Here is a 19,707-nt window from a genome sequence, read left to right as displayed (position 1 = left end):
ACAATCATCATTCTCTTCATCTACAATTCCTTTAGACTGTAATGCTTAAGTGCTGTCTGCTTTCCTTTTGAGGTTTAGACGATTTATAAAATAACCCTCTGTGTTTATGAATTTGGAGCAGTTTAATTTTTAATTAGCATATATTTTATAGGTGCCTTAGCATTTGCTTTTCCGTATAAAATGAAATAATCTTCGCCAATTTCTTGAAGAGGCCATATTTTTTGATATTTTTTTCCCTTTTTAAGTGCTAAAAAGTAAGTGTTTTGCCAGCTTACAATTTTTAAAAATGAATCCTCAAACTTGTAATTGGAAAATGTTTTAGCTCTCGGTGATAAATCAGACTTGTTTATCGTTATGGTATCCTTAATATTTTTTGAGTTTCCTGAAATTTCTTTAAAAGAAAGTGTTTTTGTAAGGTCAAAAGGATTTAGCAAAACAGTAGGAGTTATTCTTACAAATCGTGGATTATATTTCGTACTGCCGTTTTCTTCTGTAATAATTTCTAAACAATTATTGTCAATGATTCTGTAAAATTCTGTTTGGCTATCTTTTTTGATGGTCTTCTTTAAAGAGTCTATCTCAACTGGGAATTCATTTATGACTTTGTTAAATTCGTATACTCTTTCTGTATTATTTTCATATTCTAGTATGATACAAGAGGGAACAGTATAGGTGGTTTCATCAACCACTAGTAGCCATTTACCTTCTAAGTTTTGACTTGACAAATTGTGTGAAGTAGACATAATAAGAATAAAATATATTATTTTCATAGTTTGTTTTTTATTCAAAATATATATCCTGGTCAATAAAAAGAGCTTGGAATATTTTAAGATTTCCAATAGACCTTTCAGGAGAAGAGTAATTAGGTAGTGTTACGTGATAATAACTCGGAGGGAAAGGTGTTAATCTTAGATTGTTTGACAAATAATTATTAATCTCCTCAAATTCATTTCTTATTTCACTTACAAATGGATCTTCTATTTGTATAAGTGGCGATGTTGATTTATTTTTTTCTGCGTTTACACGACAAGTAAAAGCCCGTAAAAAATAGATGGGACTTATTACACTTCTAAGTAAAATAATTAAATAATAATTACCATTAGTAATTTTAGAAATCTGAAAATTGAAACACGGGTCAAGATGGTGTGGGATAGTCATATCTTGAAATTTAAAATTGTAAAAGGACCTTAACATAGAGGTGATTTTCTCTAATTCTTGAGATAATCCAATTTCATTAGGTCTGTTTTCGACTTTCTTTACAAAATTTTTGTATTCAATTGAATTTTTGTATTCAATTTCTTGAGTATAGTAATCGATATTATAAGGATAATATGTTTCAATGCTTTTATTTAATTTTTCCTTGAAAGTTTGAATTTTATTCATATTATAAACAAGAATCTTTTCCACCTATTGTAACTACATATTCACTAATATCTCCGGGATTGGCGCTATGATTATATCTAACTCGTCCTCCGGGGACACCTAGTGAATAAATCCGTTTAAGTTCATCACGAAACCAATATTCTACGGTAGTAGTAGAAACCTCAGCACCTGCAAACTTTGCAACAGTATTTTCCATTGCTTCTGCTAAAGCTCTTGCTGATACTGTGGCCATTAAGTTAAAACTTATTTCATTATCAAAACGGTCAAAAATTGGACCGGAGAAATTTGTTGGTTTAGATAGACTGATATGTTTGTCAAATTTAAATTTGACACCATTTATAACCTCTACTAATACGATATTAAAATGAATATTTCTAACATTCGCTTCTTGACTATTCTGAGTGACTTTCTTAAAATCAAAACTCTTACAACTCGGCGGAGGGTTTTCTGCAGTATTATTATCCGAAGAACCCCCACCACCTTCATTATCGTCTCCAAAACTCCAATAATTATCGCAGCCTACTTCACAAGCAACATCAGTAGTGCCATTAGATCCTTGAGAGTAAAGCCAGTCAATAGATAAGGTGTAATTATCAGATGATGGTGATGATGTAATAACGACTTCTTCAAGTTGATACTAATCATATTCAGAAAAAGTGCAATCAGAACAGCTATAGTCTTCGTTAACAGTAATTTTACTATATAAATTTTTAGTTTTATTCTTTTCGGGGTTCAAAAATTGAACTCTGACATTACCCTGTACAATCTTTAAGGCGTCAATAATTTTTTAGTAATACAAAGGCTGCCAACTAGCAGCCTTTGTTGACTTTTATTTAGTAGTAATGAACCTTATTGTACCATTTCCGTTGAGTCCCTCCGGGTGAACTATTATATCAAATCCTAATTTTGTCCATTTTATTTCGTTAGGTTTTTCATCTAATTGACAGTTTATGATATTATATTGTATTTTTTCAAATTTCATAAAATCATTTTCATTCGTTTCGATTGATTTAATAACTTTTCTTTTTTGAATCAAATCTGGAAGGCCATATACTTTGATAAGCTGATTAAGAAAATTGCCGTCAAGATATTCTTTGGGATATATATCTACAGCGTAAATGATATCTTTCATATCAGTAGAAACTGTAATTGAAGTAATTTCTTTCCCGAAATAATGTTTGGATAGTGTATCTGAATACGAGCGTATACCGTAAAATTCCTTTTTGTGTTTAAATTGAGAAAAAGAATCTACGCCTTCTCCTAGGTAGTCTTCGGGCAGCAATGTCATTTGTATAGGGTTAAATAAACAAAATATTAAAATTAAAGATTTAATCACAGTATTGAGCTTTAGTTATTGGTGCTCCAGAACATCCGCCAACTTTATAAGAACTGCCAGGTTGGTTGATATTCAAATTTATAGGTAAGAATTCTAGAATTAAATTTCTTAATACTGTTTCATTTATTACGGTAATGCCTCGTAAATTCTGTAGATAGGTGTTTATTTCGGTCATTGTTAAATTCCACGCATTATTAAATCGATCTGATGCGTGAGCAGTAATTGTATTTGGAATAGTAATGCATAAAGTTTGTAATTCTACGTTGTAGGTTATTCTTCCATTACTTGCTCGTAAACCTAAACCCGTTATATTGGCAACCGAAGCCTCGCCAATTTTACTCCAAGTATTCTTACCGCAAAGTGTATTTCTTTTTTGATCAACTATTTTCCAAGTACTACTGGTAGAACCTCCCCCACCACCTTCATTATCGTCTCCAAAACTCCAATAATTATCGCAGCCTACTTCACAAGCAGCATCAGTAGTGCCATTAGATCCTTGTGAGTAAAGCCAGTCAATAGATAAGGTGTAATTATCAGATGATGGTGATGATGTAATAACGACTTCTTCAAGTTAACCGCACCAACTACAAACAGAAAATGGACACCCATCGCCACAATCATCATTCTCATCATCTACAATTCCTTTAGACTGTAATGCTTTAGTGCTGTCTGCTTTCCTTTTGAGATATTGAACATTGATTTTTCCCGATATAATTTCAAAAGCGTCAATAAAATTCCCTTCCAGATCTGTGATCAAAATTTCGCCAGAGAACAACTCCGCTGTTGAGCTGTCATAAGCGTGTGTGCTAAAAACTACACTTTCAACTTTTCCGTCTATCTCCAAAAGAAGAATTCTGCTTTTTAAATTGCGGTGAACGGTCTTAGCCGGAATTACTGCAAGTTGCTCAGAAGTATTTGAAATGTCCTCCATCAAGACGGTATCAGCAATACCTACTATATAGTTACCTGAATGTTTAGATTTAGATTCCCTAAAACCGTTGAGATAGGCACTGGCATTTTTAGGAGAAACGGTTTTTATCTCCTTTTGTTCAAGTTGCAAAGGATACGATGTGTCGTCCCTTTCACAGCTTTGAAAGAGCCAAAAGCTTATGCAAACCAGTAAAATGAGGCTTAAACCTTGTACGTAATTTTTTTTTCATCATAATGAGCGTTTAACGTAATTGTAAATGAAGCTGTAGGGAGTGCTTTAAAAGTTGTTATTTTTTTAAATAAGCTACACAGGTATTTTAACCTTTTACCACAAACCAATTTAACCTTATATTTGTCCAAAACTTATCTACGCCATGCAATACAAACGCATTCTTTTAAAATTATCAGGTGAAGCATTAATGGGAAAACGCCAGTACGGTATAGATCCTGATAGACTGGCAGAGTATGCCGAAGAAATAAAGCAAGTGCTTGATAAAGGGGTGCAGGTTGCTATTGTTATTGGTGGCGGAAATATCTTTAGAGGTGTTGCCGGAGCCAGCCGCGGGATGGATCGCGTACAAGGGGATCATATGGGGATGCTGGCCACCGTGATCAACGGTTTGGCATTGCAAAGCGCGCTTGAAGAAGCAGGGATTCAAACCCGGTTACAAAGTGCAGTGAAGATCAATGAAGTTGCAGAACCCTTTATTAGACGTCGTGCTATACGTCATCTGGAAAAAGGGCGTGTGGTGATCTTTGGTGGTGGTACAGGAAACCCTTATTTTACTACAGATTCTGCTGCAGTTCTAAGAGCGATCGAAATTCACGCAGATGTGATCTTAAAGGGAACACGCGTAGACGGTATTTACACCAGCGATCCTGAAAAGGATAAAGAAGCTGTGAAATTTGATTTCATCAGTTTTGAAGATGTGCTTCAAAAAGGTTTGAAGGTTATGGATACCACTGCATTTACGTTGAGCCAGGAAAACGAGTTGCCTATCATTGTTTTTGACATGAACAAACAGGGTAATTTACTCAAGGTTGTAGATGGTGAAAATATAGGTACTACCGTAAATTTATAATTTAGTATTTTTGGTTGGTTTGAAAAAAATCAATGAATTAATAAGGCTATGAACGAAGACATTCAATTTATATTAGACGGCACCGAAGAAGCGATGCAAAATGCCGTAAATCATTTGAAAAAACAGTTTGCAAACATTCGCGCAGGTAAGGCGAGCCCTTCAATGTTAGGTAGTGTGATGGTTGATTACTACGGTAGTCAAACGCCATTGGCACAGGTGGCAAACGTAAACACTCCAGACGGGAGAACTATTTCTATTCAACCTTGGGAAAAATCGATGATTCAAGAGATCGAAAAAGCGATTATGAATGCTAATCTTGGTTTCAACCCAATGAATAATGGAGAAAGCGTGATCATCAATGTGCCGCCACTTACCGAGGAACGTCGTAGAGATTTGGTTAAGCAGGCTAAAGCTGAAGCTGAAGATGCAAAAGTAGGCGTGCGTAACGATCGCAAAAATGCCAACAACGATATTAAGAAATTAGAGAAGGATGGTCTTGCTGAAGATATTTGCAGTAACGCAGAGGTAGACGTGCAAGATCTAACCGATAAATACATCAAGAGGATAGATGAACTTCTAGCAGTTAAAGAAAAGGAAATACTTACGGTCTAACAGACGTTAAACTCTTATTAAGAGCGACCCTCGGGTCGCTTTTTTTATAGTATTTTTAATTTTAAGTTCTTGATTGATAATGGCTAAACCGCTTATTTTCTGTTTGTTTTTGCTTTTTGCGCTTTCAAATTCTTTATTTGGACAGCAAAATACCATAGATGTAGATTCGCTGATGCAATTGGCAATAAGCAATGCTGCTAAAAATAATCCGCAGGAACGTCTTGATCATTTTAGCTATACCACCTACGAGAAAACCATTATCACAGACTCGCTAGAACGTGAGACCAATGCGCATTCCTTTTTTACCGAGAAAGTTTCAAAAAATACATTTAATGCTCATCACGGATTTAAAGAAGAAGTGCTTGGTTTTAATATGGCGGGCTTTGACGAACCGCGGTATGAGACTTTAGGGATCACGCTTCAGTCACGTTCCTTCTATGACGAGGATTTTGTGATCTTCAATTATCGATATGCAGGGCCTTTATCTTCTCGCGGACTTAAAAATTATAACTATCAGTTTGTCGGTGATACGACCATTTTAGATCGAAAGAGTTTGGCAATTGCTTTTCAGCCTAAGCGGCCACAAACGATTCCCGGACTTGTAGGGATATTGTATCTCGATACTCAAACTCTGGCGATTCAAAAAGTGCACATAGGCATAGATGATGAGCTGGTAGCACGCATCGAGCAGTATTATAAATACTTGCCAGAGGAAGAGGTTTACCTTCCGCTTAGTAGTAAATTGTATATTGAAAAGGGTGAAACCTCAAAAAGGTTGTCACTTTTTAGAGGAAAAGTTTCCGTAGGGACGATTGAGAATAATCCGGTAAAAGAAGCTATCGAGGGGCGTTACTTACTTTCTACTTCTTATAATGCCAACTTTGATCTTTCAGAAAAAGAAAAGTTGGAGCATCCCAATCTTGCGATCGAGGTGATGGAAGATGCCGATAAGAAGCCTGAAACATTTTGGAAACGCTATCGGGAGCAAGCCTTAACCCAGCGAGATCTTAATAGTTTTGATTACCTCAATAACATTGTCGAAACCCAAAATATAGAACGCCGTCTGGCGGTGATCAATAATTTTGGAATTGGCTATTACACGGTAGATTTCTTTGATTTTGATCTTACCTATCCCGTAAAATATAACAATTATGAAGGGTTGCGGTTAGGCTTAGGAGGAGTTACGAATGCTGATTTTTCAAAGAATTTTAGGTTAGAAGGTTATGCAGCTTATGGTTTTAAAGATCAGGTTTTAAAATATGGAATAGGAGGTGGGATCCTGTTGAATGAATCGCACGGCGCCTGGTTGAGTTTTACCTATAACGACGATTTGCAAGAAGTAGGAAGCTTTAATTATTTGACAGATCGCCGGGTGTATTCTTTGTTTGAGCCGCGTCTGGTAAACATCACGCAATTTTTTGATTATAAAACGTATCGGCTGAATCAAGAATATCAAATCACACCAAAGATTCTTTCAGAATTTCAATTTGCCAAAACCAATGTACTGCAAACGGAAGCCTATCGTTTTGTGCTGGGAGACGAATCGTATAGTGAGTATGATATCACCGAAGCTACTTTTGGAGTCCGTTGGAGTCCGTCGAGTAAGTTTATGCGCTCAGAAAAGGGAACCGTTGAGATCTATGATGGTTATCCTAAAGTGACTGCGCAGGTATCTAAGGGAATTTCGGGTTTATTCAACGGTGATTTTGATTTTACTCGCGTGGGTGCCAAATTCTATTATCAGGTAGAACGACTCAATAAATCTACCACCGAGTTTTTAGTAGAAGGAAAAATGGCGTTTGGCGATGTGCCGCTTACTCATCTTTTTCACGCGTATCCCAATGCACCCACCAAAGAAACCATTATGCAGCGTTTTTCGGTTGCGGGGGTAAATAGTTTTGAGACGATGTATTTCGGGGAGTTTTTTTCAGATCGAATCGCCTCTTTACAGATCAAGCATCATTTGCGACCGTTTAATTTAGGTGAAAAATTTAAGCCAGAAATGGTGTTCATCACGCGATATGCTATTGGTGATATTTCTGATATCGAGCGCCATCAAGAGGTGAGTTTTAATAAACTTGATAAAGGCTTTATGGAAAGCGGTTTTGAGATCAACAAGATCCTCTTTGGTTTTGGAACAAGTTTAACTTATCGCTACGGGGCTTATCATTTGCCAAGTTTTGCCGATAATATCGCCTTCAAGTTTACCTTCAACCTTCAGTTGTAGCTTCATTTTTAGGTAGAAATTCCATAGAAATCTTCAAGTCAATGCCTTGACTGCTTTGTAGGTTTTGTTTTTGATTTATAGCAAAGGCTATTCGCTCTTAAATGAGTATCTTTGCGCCTCTTAAATTAGGACGATGACCAAGCTTTTGGGTTACGGATTTTGGAACGGTGTAGCACGCCTCATTTTACGCAACAGACTCTTTATTCTTTTTCTGGTTGCCGGTTTTACGGTGTTTTTAGGAACGCAATGGAAATACATGCGCTTTACCTATACCGAAGCAAACCTGCTGCCGGATGATCACGAAGTCAATCTGGAATACAATAAATTTCTTGATCAGTTTGGTGAAGAAGGAAACCTTATCGTATTCGGAATAAAAGATTCAACACTTTTTACTCCTGAAGTGCTTAATAAGTGGAACGCGCTTTCCGATACGATCAATAGTTTTGACGCGGTTGCGCTTTCGGTTTCTTTGAAGGATTTAAAGCTGCTTGAAAAGCAAGAGGAGCCTAAGCGTTTTGAAATGGTTCCTTTTGTTGAAGGATCTGTAAATACTAAAGTTCAGGCAGAAGCTTTAAAGAAAAAGCTTTTTAAAGACTTGCCGTTTTATGAGGGCTTGATCTATAACAAGGAGACGGGTACCATACGCAGTGCTGTTTATCTCAAAAAAGACATCGTCAATACCGCTGCGCGGCGAGATTTTATCGTAGAAGATCTTATTCCGTTGATCGATCAGTTTGAAGAAGAAACGGACATCACAGTGCATACCAGCGGGATGCCGTATATACGCACACTCAACAGTGCAACGATCATAAGTGAGATCGGTTGGTTTGTAGGTGGCGCACTTCTGGTAACCTCACTTATCTTTTTCTTCTTTTTTAGATCCTATCGCGCGACCTTTATTTCTATGATCACCGTGGTGATCGGGGTGATGTGGGCGTTTGGTTTTCTTGGTTTATTAGGTTATGAGATTACCGTGCTTACGGCGTTAATTCCGCCATTAATTATTGTGATTGGGATTCCTAACTGTATCTTTTTGATCAATAAATACCAGCAGGAATATAAAAATCATGGGAATAAGATCAAGGCGCTTCAGCGCGTGATTACCAAAGTAGGTAACGCGACCTTGATGACCAACATTACGACCGCTTCAGGTTTTGCAACGTTTATTTTGACGCAGAGTTCGCTGCTTAAGGAATTTGGTATCGTCGCTTCGATAAATATCCTGGCGATATTTTTACTGAGTTTACTCATTATTCCTATTATTTACAGCTACATGTCGCCGCCAAAAGAGCGTCATTTAAAACATTTGGGTAAAACCTGGATCGAGGGTTTTGTAAACTGGATTGAGCGTATGGTGCGCGATCGCCGTATAACGATTTACATCAGCACCGTGATTTTGCTTATCGCAAGTATGATAGGTATTTATCAGATTAAAGTTTCAGGAAGTCTTATTGAAGATATGCCGAAGAAAACTACGTTTTACAAAGACATTAAATTCTTTGAAAGCGAGTTTGACGGGATTATGCCGCTTGAGGTGTTGATCGATACCAAGCGTCCTAAAGGCGTGATGAAGTTGCCAACATTAAAACGTATGGACGAGCTGGCAACAACCATCTCAGAAACTCCAGAGCTTTCTAAACCTATTTCTATTGTAAATCTGGTAAAATATGGAAAGCAAGCATTCTATAATGGCGATCCTCAGTATTATCAATTGCCCACTTCAAACGAGCGCAACTTTATTTTGCCTTACGCACAAAGCTTCTCTAATGAAGCCGGGCTGCTGGACAGTTACATAGATTCTACCGGTCAATATGCACGTATGACGACCTTTATGCAAGATATTGGTACCGATCGTATGGAAATCGTAGAAGACAATTTATACAACAAAATAAGTATTCTTTTTCCTGAAGATAAGTTTGACGTTACCTTGACAGGAAAGGCTTTAGTTTTTCAAAAAGGGACCAATTATTTGATCAATAACCTGATCATCAGTTTGTCGCTGGCCATTTTATTGATCTCCATATTTATGGCCTTTATGTTCCGGTCGTTTAAAATGATCTTGGTTTCTTTGATCCCAAATTTACTGCCGTTGTTGATCACCGCCGGATTGATGGGCTTTTTGGGCGTGCCTATAAAACCTTCAACTATTTTGGTATTTAGTATTGCTTTTGGGATTTCGGTAGATGATACCATTCACTTTTTGGCCAAATACCGTCAGGAACTTAAAAGTAGCGGGTGGAAGATCAAGCGTTCGGTGTATGCTTCGGTAAAAGAAGCCGGCGTGAGTATGTTTTATACTTCTATCGTCTTGTTCTTTGGATTTTCGGTATTTATGATCAGTAGCTTCGGTGGTACCGTTGCCTTAGGAGGCCTGGTTTCGGTAACCTTGATCTTTGCGATGTTATCTAACTTGTTATTGCTTCCTTCTTTGTTGCTTTCGCTAGAGCGAAATATTGCCAATAAAGAAGACTTTAAAAAGCCGGCGATCCAGATTCTGGACGAAGTGGAAGATGAAGAAGTGCTTGCAGAATTAGATAAAGAATAATTCTGTTTAAATTTTTAGCCAGTTTTGTGCCAGTCTGATGTAAAATTTATCTTTGTCGCTTATCACGATTAATTACAGAACTAAGCAAATCACGTCTAGCGACGTTTTGATTCTATAACTATGAGAAAAACAATTGTACACATTTTAAAAGAAGAGCCCAAGGGGCACGAACTTACCGTAAAAGGATGGGTGAGGTCGTTTAGAGCCAACCGTTTTATTGCGCTAAATGATGGTTCTACGCTTAATAATTTACAGTGTGTAGTTGATTTTGAAAATACAGATCCTGAGCTTTTAAAACGTATTACCGTAGGTGCTGCGATTGCCGTGACCGGAAATCTTATCGAAAGTCAAGGTGGTGGTCAAGCTGTTGAAGTTGAAGCTAAGGAAATTAAAATTCTTGGGGATGCAGATCCTGAAGAGGTAAAGAAAACCATCTTGTCGCCTAAGCGTCATACGTTAGAGAAGTTGCGCGAGCAGGCCCATTTGCGCGTACGTACCAATACCTTTGGAGCAGTGATGCGTTTGCGTTCGCAATTGAGTTTTGCCGTGCATCAATACTTTCAGAAAGAAGGTTTTTATTATGTAAATACTCCGATTGTAACCGGTAGTGATGCAGAAGGTGCGGGTGAAATGTTTAAAGTAACGGCTTTAGACATGAAAAATCCGCCGAAGGATGAAGACGGAAACATTGATTATAAAAAGGATTTCTTCGGAAAGGAAACCAATTTGACGGTTTCTGGTCAGTTAGAAGGAGAAACCTATGCGTTAGGTCTGGGACAGATTTACACTTTTGGACCAACCTTTAGAGCTGAAAATTCAAACACGAGCCGTCACCTTGCAGAATTCTGGATGATCGAGCCGGAAGTTGCATTTTGCGATCTGGATATGAATATGGATCTGGCGGAAGACTTTATCAAATACGTGATTCAGTTTGTGATGGATAACTGCCAGGATGATCTAAAGTTTTTAGAAAACCGATTGATTCAGGAAGATAAGAGCAAGCCCGAAGCAGAGCGTGCGCCAATGCCGTTACGTGAGAAGTTGAAGTTTGTTTTGGAGAATAACTTTAAGCGCGTGAGCTACACAGAGGCAATCGAAATTCTTAAGAATTCAAAACCAAATAAAAAGAAAAAGTTCAAATATCCTATTGAAGCATGGGGTGCCGACTTGCAAAGTGAGCACGAGCGTTTTCTTGTAGAGAAGCACTTCAAGTGCCCGGTGATCTTATTTGACTATCCTGCAAATATCAAAGCCTTTTATATGCGTCTCAACGAAGACGGTAAAACCGTACGCGCGATGGATATTCTCTTCCCGGGAATTGGTGAGATCGTTGGAGGTTCGCAGCGAGAAGAGCGTTTAGAAGTGTTGCAAGAGAAAATGGCAGCGCTAGACATCCCAGAAGAAGAACTGTGGTGGTATCTAGACACCCGTCGTTTTGGTAGTTGTGTGCACAGTGGTTTTGGTCTCGGTTTTGAGCGTCTGGTATTATTCGCAACCGGAATGACTAATATTAGAGACGTGATACCTTATCCACGTTTTCCTCAAAACGCAGAATTCTAAGGAGATAAATAGATTCAAAAAAGCCCGATTTAATTTTTAAATCGGGCTTTTTTTTGTTTTGCAATCAGCTACGGGGAAAAACACCCTTTTTAAAGGAGTTTTTTCCTAGTGAAAAAAAAGATGTCTATTTTACACCTAACTAACAATTAATCAATTTATGAAAAAAACTACCCTTGTTGCAGCAGTGCTTACGGCTGCATTTTTAATGACTTCTTGTGATGAACCTTGCGATTGCGAGGGAGATGAAGCACCAATTCTAGGCGCTCCGTCTAATATTATTCCTTTAGCTAGCGCAGATTCCTTATATAAAAATTACGGTAACAGTCGTGTTGAACTTATCGAGCTTGCAGAAAACATTACCGAAGAAGGCGATACCATCCCTGAAGAGGATGTGAGGTACAAAAAGGCAACACGCTATGTGAGTTTTTCGTTCTCAGAAATGCAAAAATATATGGCATATATTAAGCAACAAGCTGATTCTGCAGGTGTTGAAATTACAGATTTGCGTGTGTACTTTGGTAAAAATAAAAAATCGGCTAAGAAAGATGCTGGCAAAGCAACTGTGTTTTTCAATCCTGCCGCATTACTTGATTTGCCTAATGGTACAAAAGATACTGTGAGCTTCGCTATTCTTAATCTACCTGATGGAACTAAGAAAGCAGTAGCTGTAGGGACTGTTCTAAGTTCTTCTGGAGGAATGACTGCAGAAGGAGATACAGAGTCCTTATCTGGTGATTTAGGCACGCTTGCTCCACCACCTCCGGCGAATGAGTTTGATTTTTAATATAGATTAAGTTCAGGCTTCTTTTGTGCAGCCAAACAAATTAGTTTTTCAAAACTTGAAATCATCGTTTTTGATTATAGCAATCGCTCAGACCGTTTCAGAAAGAAAGCTGTCTATTATTTTAGATAATCCAATGCTTTGGATTATGAATTCATTGGAGTTAATTGCTTTTGCAGTTGGGCTGATCTATTGGGGGAAATTCAAAAATTCAACTGTAAAATGGTTTATTTTGTTTCTAGGCTATAATTTTTTTAATGAAATGGCCGCGGCGGTTTTCTATGTATTGGAGTGGGTAGCCGATTCAAACATGATTTTTTACAATTTTCGTTATCTAATTTATTTCGGTCTGTTATTTAGTCTCTATTATAATAAACTTGAAAGATCAAAGTTTAGAAAGGCGATAATAGGACTATCGGTTATCTGGTTGTTCGTTTACGTTTACTGGCTTTCTGTCTCTAATTTTTGGATTCAGTTTGCTTTAGTACCTGGAGTGTTAGGAGGCTTTTTTCTAATGGGAATTATACTTTTTTATTTTGTAGAAAGTATCAGTCAGCGATCTGTCAGAGGGATACAAAATGATTTTTTTACCTATCTCAGTTTGGGTTTGCTTTTAGAAGCTGTGGTGCAACTTCCTGTCCTGATTACGATACACGTAGGTTGGGCGCAAATAACAGAATATTCAGATTCTAGGAATGACTTTTTTAATACCATAAAGCAAGTAAGCTTTGTAGCTTCCTGCATAATGTATTTCGTTTTTATGTTTGGGTTTTATCGTTCTAAGGGTCCTTAATTTATAAGAGCCTAAAGTGTTAAGATTGATTTTTAGCAAAATATCAAAGAATTAAAAGGATTGAATGAACTATTGATTATAGCTGATTGGCAAGACCGTATTGGGTACTTTGTTACAAATCCAGGAATAATGATTTCTGATTTTGCTGAATTGCTGAGTTTCGTTTTCGGATTGATTTATTGGAATAAGTTTAAACAAACGCCTATAAGGTGGTTTATTCTATTTCTAGGATATAATTTCTTTAACGAAATGGCTGCTTTAGCCTATTACGTTAGTGGCTTGAGTAATAACAATACCATTTTTTATAATGTGCATCAAGTCATTTACTTTAGTGTTCATTTTTACATTTTTTATAAATACCTAATACGAAAAAGGCTGAAACTTGCCGTTGTTCTCTTTTATAGTGTTTGGTCGCTAAGCTTTGTGTATCAGTTATTTATCAAAAATCTAGTTTTAGAATATGCATTGTTCTCAACGGTTCTCGGTGATTTTCTTACGATGATCAGTGTTTTATTTGTTTTTATAGAAGTCATTAATGCTTCAACTATTTCAAAGCTGCAAGACAACATGATTATTTATCTAGGCTTAGGGCTTTTGGTTTATTTGGTAATTAGTATTCCAACTTCAGTTACATCATTTGTGGGGTGGGAGAAAATAGGGAAGGATACGGGACCGAGAATGGAATTTTATCAGATTTTAAGAAATGTGGGCACTTTTGCTGGGGCTTTAATGTATTTCATTTTTGCTTATGGTTTCTATAGAGCAAAAGCACCAAGTATGAGTTTAACACAGTAGGTCAAATAATTAATTTAGGATTTAAGAATTAGAGAAGATTGGATTTAGAAATATCACAGGAACGTTTAGAGTTCATTTTGAGCAATCCATCCACGATGACCATGACTGCACTCGAGCTGCTTTCGTTTGTAGTTGGGTTGTGCTATTGGAAAAAGTTCTCTAAAACACCAATCGTCGTTTTTATTCTTTTTTTGGGATATAACTTCTTGAATGAGGTAGTGGCTGCTTTTGTTTTGGTTGCTAATCTTGCCGAGAGAAATACCGCATTTTACAACCTGAGATACTTGATTTATTTTTCAGCACTCTTTTGGATGTATTTCAAATACTTGAATAAACGTTCATTCAAAAATACAGTGGTCGCTTTTTATGCTGTGTGGCTTTTGACGTATATCTATTTTGTAGCAACAAGTAATTTTCTTTATCAAAAACCGCTATTTTCAGCAGTAACCGGTGATATGCTTCTGCTTGTGGTTGTTCTTTTATATTTGGTTGAAACAATAAATAGCGCAGATTTGAGCAAAATACAAGACCATGTTTTGATTTATATAAGTGTTGGTCTTGTGATAAGTACGGTTGTTCAACTCCCTGCTTCTGTGGCTATATATGTAGGTTGGTATAAAATAACAGATGCTTCAGACAGTCTTAATGCATTTTATAAAATCATAAGAGATGCTAGCTTTTGGGCTTATTGTATTTCTTATTTAATTTTTGCTTACGGTTTTTATAGAGCTAAATCTTCAAACTATTTAATGCAATAACTATGGATCAGGATACGCAGCTTTTAGTCATTCTAGTGGTCTTATTGGTGTTGTTTTTACTGGCGGTGATCATTTTTGTCCTGTTTTCAGTATTTATGAAGCGTAAAAACAGTTTGCTGCGCGAGCAAATTGAAGCCGAAAAACGCTACGAACGCGCCATTGCGGAAACCCAAATAGAGATACGTGAAGAAACTTTGCGTAATATCAGTTGGGAATTGCACGATAATATTGGTCAGTTGCTCACATTAGCCAAAATTAAAGCACAAAATGTAGAAGGTGGGGAAGAAATGCTTGAAGTTGCAGAAACGATAGGAACGGGCTTAAATGAGCTCAGGGCGTTGTCAAAATCAATCAACCCGGAAGCGATTAACGGTCAGTCGCTTCTAAAGTCCTTAGAAAACGAAGTGGCTCGCTTTAACCGCTTAAAATTTCTTTCGGCAGATTATGATGTCATCGGTGATCCTGTTGCCATCAACCCGAAAGTTGAAATTGTATTGTTTAGAATTGTACAGGAATTTATGAGCAATACGATGAAACATTCTAAGGCTTCTACATTGCAAATACGCGTTCATTTTAAAGCAGATGCGCTAGAGGTTACAGCTCTCGACGACGGAATAGGCTTTGATTCAGAGCGTTTGTTGCAAAAAGGAATTGGCTTGAGTAACATTGATAAACGAGCAGAATTGATCGGAGCACATGCGAGAATCAGTTCGATAGAAGGAGCGGGAACACAGTTAAAATTAAATTATCCATTAGATTAAATTATGTATAAAGTAGCTATTGTAGATGATCATACCTTGCTTTCTGAAGCTATCGCAGGATTGGTGCGTCAATTTTCAAATTTTGAAGTGGTCAATGTTGCGCAAAACGGGCAAGAGTTTATAAACTTTGTAGAGGCTAACCCAGATAATCGTCCAGACATCGTGCTTATGGATGTTAAGATGCCGGTTATGGGAGGTATAGAAGCGACTACTTTTTTACAAAAACATTATCCTGAGATTAAAGTTTTGGCACTATCTATTGAGGAAGAAGAAGGTGTCGTACTGCAAATGATTCGCGCCGGAGCCAAGGGTTATTTGCTTAAAGATACCCGAAAGAATATTCTCGAGCTGGCGTTAAATGAAGTGATGACGCAAGGCTTTTATTATACCAATACAGTAGAACGTATTGTAAATAAAACTGAAAGTAAAACCGAAGAGGAAATTGTACTAAAAGAGCGCGAGATCGAATTTATAAAGCACGCTTGTACCGAAATGACCTACAAACAAATTGCAGAAAAAATGTTTTTAAGTCCAAAAACTGTCGAAGGTTATCGCGAAGCTGTATTTCAAAAACTGGGTTTAAAAAACCGTACCGGCCTCGTGATCTATGCGATCAAGAATAATATTTTTATTCCTTAATGTGGGTTAAGGCCTTATTTGACAGGTGTTGATTTAAACCTAGGCTATATACAAGCAAAAATTAAGCCTGATTTCTGTTAACAAAACATTCTGATGCATCGGTAGATGCATTTTTTTATTTTTGTAATAACCGATGTTATACTCTTTATGCTAAAACAACAACTCAAATTTAAACTTTCACAAAAGCTTTCGCCTCAGCAAATACAGCTGATGAAGCTAATACAATTGCCTACGCAGGCTTTTGAGCAACGCGTAAAGCAAGAGCTTGAAGAAAATCCTGCGCTCGACAGCGGGAAAGAGAATGCTAAAGATGAATTTGAGGAGTTTGATAACAGCAGCGATGAGGACTATGATTCTGAAAAAATCGAGACCGAGATCGATGTTGATGATTACCTGTCTGATGATGAGATCCCCAGTTATCGTTTAAACAGCAATAATTATAGCGCAGATGATGAAGAGCGGCAAGTGCCTTATGCATCGGGAACTTCGTTTACACAGCATTTGATGAGTCAGTTGCATACCTACCGACTCAATGAGGAGCAAATGCAAATTGCAGAATTTTTGATAGGGAGCGTAGACGAGAGTGGGTATTTAAGGCGTGAACTTGTCGATCTCATGGATGACCTTGCCTTTACACAGAATATTTATACTACGGAAGAGGATCTCGAAAAGATCTTGAAGATCGTGCAGAATCTCGATCCCGCAGGAGTGGGGGCGCGTAGTCTTGAAGAATGTTTATTGATTCAGTTAAAACGCAAAGAAGAGACCGAAGCTGTTGCGCTGGCCAAAGATATTTTGACTGATGCCTTTGATCATTTTAGTAAAAAGCATTACTCACGCTTACTTTCAAAATTTGATATTACTGAAGATCAATTGAGAGATGCGATTGATGAAATTGAACATCTCAATCCAAAACCAGGCGGTTCTTACGCCGGAAATACAAAAGTGGTAGAGCATGTGATTCCTGATTTTACGATCAATATTCGGGATGGTGAATTAGAGCTTACCTTGAATGGTCGTAATGCACCAGAAATGCATGTTTCTCGGGAGTATACTAATATGCTCAAAGGATACAAAGCTGCTAAAGAAAAGAGTAAGGCGCAAAAAGACGCGGTAATGTTTATTAAGCAAAAGTTAGATGCTGCAAAATGGTTCATTGAAGCCATCAGACAGCGCCAACAGACACTTTTTGTGACTATGAGCGCCATTATGGAGTATCAAAAGGAATATTTTCTTACCGGCGATGAACGCAATTTACGCCCGATGATCCTAAAAGATATTGCCGATGAGATCGAGATGGATGTTTCTACTGTTTCTCGTGTGGCCAATAGTAAATATGTAGACACCCCTTACGGAACAAAGTTGATCAAAGAATTTTTTAGTGAGAGCATGACTAACGATCAGGGTGAGGAGGTTTCAACGCGTGAGATCAAAAAGATTTTAGAGATCACAATACAAGAAGAAGATAAGCGTAAGCCGCTTACCGATGATAAGTTGGCGAAAATCTTGAAGGAAAAAGGATATCCTATTGCACGACGAACGGTTGCTAAATATCGGGAGCAGTTAGATGTTCCTGTTGCCAGACTAAGAAAAGAGATTTAATGAAGTATTTTTTACGCTTTTTTTCAGTCCTAATGCATCCGCTTTTTATGCCGTTGCTTGGTGTGGTTATCTATTTTTCGGTTACGCCTAAGTTTGTACCACCATCTTTTATGTATGCTAAATTATTTGCGATAAGCATACTTACGATCGTTGTGCCGGTATTGTTCTACTTTTTACTAGAAAGTGTAAAACTGGTGAGTTCTGTGCATTTAAAAGAAGTGAAAGAGCGTCGTATCCCACTTCTTGTACAAATAGGTTTGCTGCTGCTCATTGTGCGTATCATTATCAATGGCTACGAATTTCCGGAACTTTATATATTCTTCTTGGGGATTCTTATTACTGCCGCTACAGCCTTTATTTTAAGTTTATTGAACTTCAAGACCAGTTTGCATATGGTGGGCATTGCCGGTGTGCTGTTTTTTGTAATGGCCTTGAGTATGATCTATAATGCAAACTACTTGATGATCATTGGGGCACTGGTAATTGCGATCGGTTTAACTGCTGCTTCCAGATTGGAGCTAAAGGCGCATACTATGACAGAGTTGATAGTTGGGGTTTTGGTAGGCGGTTTGCCGCAACTGCTCGTGTTTTATTTCTACAAAATGTAAAACATCAAGCCTAGCTTGAGACTGTTCAACTCTATCGGACTTCCGTTAATCTGAGCCGAATCATTAAACATAGGATTGATATTGTAGTAGAAATAGAAATTGAACGTATCATACCCAAAAGAAAAAGTAAGTCCCATTCTAAAACGATCGAATTCCGGAACGTCTGTTTGAGTCACTTGATTGTTAGGTTGCTCAAAGTAAAATTTATAGGCATACATGTATCCTAACTGAACTCCGGTATAAATCCTCCAAAACTTGTATGTGGTTGCCGTAGAAGTGCGCCAGCGTAGCTGTAGCGGTGCTTCGACTAAATAGGTGGTAAACCAGTTTTTATTGTAATTGGTTTGATTTTCTATGACTTGAAAAATGCTTTCTTCAGAAGGCGTTTCTCCAACGAATAAATTTTGGTTATAGGTGTTCATAGAAATACCTGCACCAAGACCAATCGCCCAGTTACGCTGTTTATTGATGGGCATATCACGTATATAGCCAAACTGTAGACCTCCACTAAAGCCGTTTTGTTCCATCCCTTCTGGCTTATTGGTTAAGAGATTAAAGGTAAGCCCAAGGTAAAATTGATCTTCTCTGTATTTAGAATATAAGGAAGTCGTGTCTATGGTGGTTACTAAAGAATCTTGCGCTTGGGCAAATTCAGAAAAACCGAAGAGTACGAATATGACGAGAAGGATACGCTTCATCTAAGAGCAGTGGATTTTGATTTAAAGTAACAAAAAAACGCCCTGAAATGCTCAGGACGTTTTCTTAAATTTTAAGAGATATGCAATTAACTCTAAAGAGTATTAATTGTTGTTTTCAACTGCGTTACCAGACTTGGTAACATAATTAATTTTCAAAGCATTTGCGGTACGTAATTCCTGTTTGATATCAGAAATAAGTCCCATTTTACTATCTCCATCTACTTTAAGCGCTGTAGTTAAGAAAGGAACAAGTTCCTCCCGCTTGCTTGCACGCTCTTGATAAATAAAGTCTTGAATTTCAGAAACATCTGCAAATTTATCATTCAACTGAATTTTAGCAGAAGTCCCGTAAGTACCTTGAAAGCGATCTACAGGCTCACCTGCATAGATGTACATTACAAGGTCTTTTTTGTCAAGTTTCTCAATTTGATTTGCAGTAGGTAAATTGTTTTTTACCATCAATGTGTTTTCTCTCATTACAGTCGCAACCATAAAGAAGAAAAGTAACATGAAAACTATATCCGGCAGCGATGCTGTAGAAATAGCTGGTAAATCACCACTTTTTTTCTTATTAAACTTAGACATAAATTGTTGTAT

The 19,707-nt window shown here is 37.4% G+C and carries 20 protein-coding genes; 13 read left to right on the top strand and 7 right to left on the bottom strand.

The features are described from left to right. Positions 1–122: 122 nt before the first annotated feature. The 5 genes from MED217_RS16380 to MED217_RS16360 form a co-directional block, all read right to left on the bottom strand. Positions 123–770, bottom strand: coding sequence for a hypothetical protein (locus MED217_RS16380; protein WP_040532988.1), 648 nt, complete (start codon positions 768–770; stop codon positions 123–125). 10 nt (positions 771–780) lie between these two features. Beyond that, positions 781–1,383, bottom strand: a complete 603-nt coding sequence (locus MED217_RS16375; protein ID WP_009781666.1) for a hypothetical protein — start codon at positions 1,381–1,383, stop codon at positions 781–783. Between the two features lies 1 nt (position 1,384). Next, the gene (locus tag MED217_RS16370; protein ID WP_009781665.1) at positions 1,385–1,615 is read right to left on the bottom strand and encodes a hypothetical protein; all 231 of its coding nucleotides are present in this window, start codon (positions 1,613–1,615) and stop codon (positions 1,385–1,387) included. A gap of 597 nt (positions 1,616–2,212) precedes the next feature. Then, entirely contained in the window at positions 2,213–2,719 is a 507-nt protein-coding gene (locus MED217_RS16365) for a hypothetical protein (RefSeq protein WP_154648967.1), read from the bottom strand. Positions 2,720–3,290: 571 nt separating this feature from the next. Continuing rightward, positions 3,291–3,779 carry a hypothetical protein gene (locus MED217_RS16360; RefSeq protein WP_009781663.1) on the bottom strand — a complete coding sequence of 163 codons (489 nt, stop codon included), beginning with the start codon at positions 3,777–3,779 and terminating at the stop codon, positions 3,291–3,293. A 244-nt stretch (positions 3,780–4,023) separates the two neighbouring features. Between MED217_RS16360 and pyrH the strand changes: the two genes are divergently transcribed. The 13 genes from pyrH to MED217_RS16295 all read left to right on the top strand — a co-directional run bounded on the left by pyrH (position 4,024) and on the right by MED217_RS16295 (position 18,412). After that, the gene (gene pyrH / locus MED217_RS16355; protein ID WP_009781662.1) at positions 4,024–4,731 is read left to right on the top strand and encodes a UMP kinase; all 708 of its coding nucleotides are present in this window, start codon (positions 4,024–4,026) and stop codon (positions 4,729–4,731) included. A gap of 48 nt (positions 4,732–4,779) precedes the next feature. Beyond that, the gene (frr, locus tag MED217_RS16350; RefSeq protein ID WP_009781661.1) at positions 4,780–5,343 is read left to right on the top strand and encodes a ribosome recycling factor; all 564 of its coding nucleotides are present in this window, start codon (positions 4,780–4,782) and stop codon (positions 5,341–5,343) included. A gap of 79 nt (positions 5,344–5,422) precedes the next feature. Continuing rightward, entirely contained in the window at positions 5,423–7,570 is a 2,148-nt protein-coding gene (locus MED217_RS16345; RefSeq protein WP_009781660.1) for a DUF5686 family protein, read from the top strand. A gap of 133 nt (positions 7,571–7,703) precedes the next feature. After that, positions 7,704–10,115: an efflux RND transporter permease subunit gene (locus MED217_RS16340; RefSeq protein ID WP_009781659.1), complete on the top strand. Its 2,412-nt coding sequence runs from the start codon at positions 7,704–7,706 to the stop codon at positions 10,113–10,115. A 120-nt stretch (positions 10,116–10,235) separates the two neighbouring features. Continuing rightward, on the top strand, positions 10,236–11,675 hold the full coding sequence (asnS, locus tag MED217_RS16335; protein ID WP_009781658.1) for an asparagine--tRNA ligase: 1,440 nt from the start codon (positions 10,236–10,238) through the stop codon (positions 11,673–11,675). Positions 11,676–11,832: 157 nt separating this feature from the next. Further along, entirely contained in the window at positions 11,833–12,459 is a 627-nt protein-coding gene (locus MED217_RS16330; RefSeq protein ID WP_009781657.1) for a hypothetical protein, read from the top strand. A 70-nt stretch (positions 12,460–12,529) separates the two neighbouring features. After that, positions 12,530–13,249, top strand: coding sequence for a hypothetical protein (locus MED217_RS16325; protein ID WP_009781656.1), 720 nt, complete (start codon positions 12,530–12,532; stop codon positions 13,247–13,249). Between the two features lie 60 nt (positions 13,250–13,309). Next, positions 13,310–14,044, top strand: a complete 735-nt coding sequence (locus MED217_RS16320) for a hypothetical protein (protein WP_009781655.1) — start codon at positions 13,310–13,312, stop codon at positions 14,042–14,044. A 38-nt stretch (positions 14,045–14,082) separates the two neighbouring features. After that, complete coding sequence (locus MED217_RS16315; RefSeq protein WP_154648966.1) at positions 14,083–14,802, top strand: hypothetical protein; 720 nt, start codon at positions 14,083–14,085, stop codon at positions 14,800–14,802. Positions 14,803–14,804: 2 nt separating this feature from the next. Next, positions 14,805–15,563, top strand: a complete 759-nt coding sequence (locus tag MED217_RS16310; RefSeq protein WP_009781653.1) for a sensor histidine kinase — start codon at positions 14,805–14,807, stop codon at positions 15,561–15,563. A 3-nt stretch (positions 15,564–15,566) separates the two neighbouring features. Next, entirely contained in the window at positions 15,567–16,202 is a 636-nt protein-coding gene (locus MED217_RS16305; RefSeq protein ID WP_009781652.1) for a response regulator transcription factor, read from the top strand. Between the two features lie 147 nt (positions 16,203–16,349). Continuing rightward, complete coding sequence (gene rpoN, locus MED217_RS16300; protein WP_040533778.1) at positions 16,350–17,804, top strand: RNA polymerase factor sigma-54; 1,455 nt, start codon at positions 16,350–16,352, stop codon at positions 17,802–17,804. Continuing rightward, on the top strand, positions 17,804–18,412 hold the full coding sequence (locus tag MED217_RS16295) for a hypothetical protein (RefSeq protein ID WP_009781650.1): 609 nt from the start codon (positions 17,804–17,806) through the stop codon (positions 18,410–18,412). Before rpoN ends, MED217_RS16295 begins: the two co-directional genes overlap by 1 nt. Here the strand turns inward: MED217_RS16295 and MED217_RS16290 are convergent. Both MED217_RS16290 and MED217_RS16285 read right to left on the bottom strand, forming a co-directional pair. Then, on the bottom strand, positions 18,400–19,110 hold the full coding sequence (locus tag MED217_RS16290) for a porin family protein (RefSeq protein WP_009781649.1): 711 nt from the start codon (positions 19,108–19,110) through the stop codon (positions 18,400–18,402). The genes MED217_RS16295 and MED217_RS16290 overlap by 13 nt on opposite strands. A 102-nt stretch (positions 19,111–19,212) precedes the next feature. Continuing rightward, on the bottom strand, positions 19,213–19,695 hold the full coding sequence (locus MED217_RS16285; protein WP_009781648.1) for an ExbD/TolR family protein: 483 nt from the start codon (positions 19,693–19,695) through the stop codon (positions 19,213–19,215). Between the last annotated feature and the right edge of the window lie 12 nt (positions 19,696–19,707).

Origin of the sequence: Leeuwenhoekiella blandensis MED217, assembly GCF_000152985.1 — a bacterium.
Lineage (GTDB): Bacteria > Bacteroidota > Bacteroidia > Flavobacteriales > Flavobacteriaceae > Leeuwenhoekiella > Leeuwenhoekiella blandensis.
The sequence above is the reverse complement of the archived record's forward strand: the minus strand, read 5'-3'. Positions and strand labels throughout refer to the sequence as shown.